The sequence below is a fragment of the Bradyrhizobium sp. LeoB3 genome (assembly GCF_055456055.1).
The window spans coordinates 1-3,438 of the sequence record NZ_JBVBEF010000229.1; the positions used below are offsets into that span (position 1 = coordinate 1).

The following is a 3,438-nucleotide window of genomic DNA, read 5'->3' on the forward strand; positions in this document are numbered from 1 at the left end:
GCCCCTTGGCGCTATCGGCTTGGCCACCCTGTTTGCCGCAGCGGCCTACCGCGCGAGCGGTTTAGTCCGATGGCCCTAATGCGAAGTCCGTGCGGGTTCTGAAATGGTCCGTTTATCTGGGCAGAGCGGAAGCGACTGGCTGGCTTCCTAAACGGCGCTTTTGACCCCGAGCGGACTCGGAGCAGCGCTGTCGAAGTCTTCGCGGGTGGTGGGGCGCGCCAACCTCAGCACGCGCCCCGTCTTCGTGAACGGGCTACATCACTTCGCGTCGTGCGCGGCGCGACTTGCCTCCATCAGCTTCTTCTCATCCGCTGCCGTCAGCTTCGGCGGGTCGACGGCAAGCGTCACCTTGTTGATCTTACCGGTGAACGGGAACGGCACCTTGTAGTCGCGGTCGTCGACGGGTGTGGCACCGCTGGTGCCGATGTTGAACGTCTGATCGAGCGGCAGGCCAAGGGGGATGCTTCGCTCCATCCGTTTCGTGGACACCGCCGTCCCGTCCACCTTCAGGGTCCCCGTTCCGCCGCGACCGACGCCGCTCACATTGTTGAACGCGAGCGTGCCGATGCCGAGCCCATCATAGCGGAAGTCGTACAGGATCGTGTGCTTGCCAGGACCAAGCGCGTCTGTGCCTTCCCAGCGCACCCGTTCGAGGTCCAGCAGGTTCTGAGTGAACACGGGCTTACCCTTCACGAGATAGAGCGCGTATCCGGCAAATCGTCCTCCCTCGCCAATGATCACGCCCTCGGCGCCATTCTGCGGCACGTCGATATCGGCCGTTATCGTGAAGGAGGTGTTGAGCAGGTTCGGCTGGTTGCCGTTAGGCATGCTCATGGGCGTACCCGAATAGGTGAAGACGTTTCGCCCGGCCGCCATGCTAGGACGTGGCGTGACAAAGCGCGTCGACGCCGACCCGTCCAGCGGCAGCACTTGATATTTAGCAAATTCGCCGAACATCAGGTCCCGCATCTCTTGCACCTTGACCGGGTACTTCGCCGCGACATCGTTTGACTGCGTCCAATCATTGTGTAGATCATAAAGCTCGAACTTGAACGCGGTGGCAGGATCGGCAACCGCCGCGCCGGCAAGTTGCCAAGGGGCGCGGATCGGAACCGCGCTCAACATCCAGCCGTCATTGTACAGTCCCTGTACGCTCATCATCTCGAAGTACTGGGTCCGGTGTGTGGACGGCGCGTTCGCATTGGCCTTGTCGAATGTATAGGCCATGCTCATCCCCTCGATTAGCTTCTGCCCGACGCCATCGACCATGACCGGGGCGGGAATGCCGGTGGCCTCCAACAGCGTCGGCACGATGTCGATGACGTGGTGAAACTGGGAGCGGATGCCGCCCTTATCCTTGATCTTGGCCGGCCAGGAGATTGCCATGCCCTGGCGCGTCCCGCCGAAGAATGAGGGAATCTGCTTGGTCCATTTGTACGGAGTGCAAAAGGCCCAAGCCCATCCCACCGCGTAGTGCGGGTAGGTTTGCGCCGACCCCCAGGCGTCATACCACGGCATTTGCTGTTCAGCGGTCATGTCGATGCCATTGAACGGCAGAGCCTCATTGATTGTCCCGGTAACTGACCCCTCGGCCGATGCGCCGTTGTCGCCGCTGATGTAAATGATGATCGTGTTGTCGAGTTTGCCCATGTTCTCGACTGCCTGGATCACGCGGCCGATCTCGTTATCGGTATAGGCGAGATACGCCGCGTACACGTCGGCTTGTTTGATAAACAGCTTCTTCTCGACGTCCGTCAGCTTGTCCCAGCTCTTCAGGATGTCGTCGGGCCACGGCGTCAATTTGGCATCGGCAGGGATGACGCCAAGTTTCTTTTGGTTTTCGAAAATCTGCTCGCGCAAGGCATTCCACCCCTTGTCGAACAGATGCATGTCGCTGATTTTCTTGATCCACTCGGGAGTCGGATGGTGCGGCGAATGCGTGCCGCCCGGGACGTAGTACAGGAAGAAGGGAATATCGGGATTGACGTCATTGAGCCCGTTCATCCACTGGATGGCGTCATCGGCCATGGCCGTGGTCAGATTCCAGTCGGGTTTCCCCATGTAAGGCTGAATGTGTGTGGTGTTCCGGAACAGGTTGCCCGGCGTCCACTGGTCGGTATCGCCGCCCATGAAGCCGTAGAAGTATTCAAATCCCATGCCGGTCGGCCACTGATCGAACGGGCCCGCGAGGCTCGTCTGATAGACCGGCGTGTTGTGGTTCTTGCCGAACCACGAGGTGCGATAGCCGTTTTCCTGCAGAATGCGGCCGATCGTGGCGCTGTCCTTGCCGATCACGCTGTTATAGCCCGGATAGCCCGTCGCGATCTCGGAGATCACGCCAAAACCTACCGAGTGGTGGTTTCGCCCGGTTATGAGCGCTGCTCGCGTCGGCGAGCACAGCGAGGTCGAGTGGAAATTGTTGTAGCGCAGACCGTCGGCCGCGATCCGGTCCAGTGCGGGTGTCGGGATGACGCCGCCGAAGGTCGATGGCGCACCAAAACCGACATCGTCGGTCATGATGAGCAGGACATTCGGCGCGCCTTTCGGCGGCACCACGCGCGCTGGCCAGCCCGGCTTCGACTGGAGGGCGTTGAGATTGATCTGGCCCTCGAATTTTTGCGGAGGGGGCGGCAGGTAGCGGCCGTCGATCGTTGTCGTGGCATCCGGTGAGCCCCGAACGCCCGCGGTTTGCTGGCCGAAAGCGGGCGCAACAGTCAGCACGGTCAAAGCCACACCAGAAAGAGCAGTCTTGAAAGCCTTCATGATGCAATCCTCCGATTCCAACAGCCGATGTTGCTCGAAAGCTCTGAGGCACTTGGCGTTTGGGGAGAGCCCGTCGGGAGGCCCGCGGCGCCAGACGCGGCTCCGGCTGCTTCAGCCTGAGGAGAATCCTGGCCCGCGCTATGCAATTCCGGCAAATTAACGGGCAGATGATGATGGGCTGAATGTCCGGTCACCTTGATTTGGATCAATGCCGTTTTTGAGCCCGGGCCAGAGGTGGGATAGTCCCACCTTCCGCGCTCGACATCTTCCCCGTGGGCTGGAAAGGCACAAGAGCCGTTCCCGTCAGAGCCCCTAGACGACATTCACTTGATCTAACTCAAAGGCCACCCATCCCCCTTTCGGACTATCGGGCCGTGCCGGAGTCCGACAAACAAGCTGAGGAAGAGAATCTAAGCCGTCGCGCTTGGAAGAAGTGCGGCGTGTGATCGAGGAATATGCGGCCGACCTCCGCGAGATCATCAGGAAGCTCCGGCAAAAGATGAATTAAGCCCGCCATCAGTTAACGGCATCATTCATTCAGCGACTTCCGCTTGTGTGAAGGGTTTCGGATGCCGGCCGCATGAGGGACGGCGCCGCATATTCGGCGGCTGGCGTCCGAAAGCCTCCAAGGGAGGAAACCGCGCTTGAGGGAACGTAAGGCTGTGCCGAAGGTGC

Annotated in this window: 1 protein-coding gene; it reads right to left on the reverse strand. The window is 60.4% G+C overall.

Going from position 1 to position 3,438, the window contains the following annotated elements:
* Window positions 1–258: 258 nt before the first annotated feature.
* Window positions 259–2,763, reverse strand: a complete 2,505-nt coding sequence (locus tag ACZXDY_RS45140; RefSeq protein ID WP_464349916.1) for an arylsulfatase — start codon at window positions 2,761–2,763, stop codon at window positions 259–261.
* Window positions 2,764–3,438: the final 675 nt, after the last annotated feature.

Coding starts and splice junctions, on each gene's coding strand:
- ACZXDY_RS45140 (WP_464349916.1), bottom strand. CDS start 2,763: ATGAAGGCTTTCAAGACTGCTCTTTCTGGTGTGGCTTTGACCGTGCTG.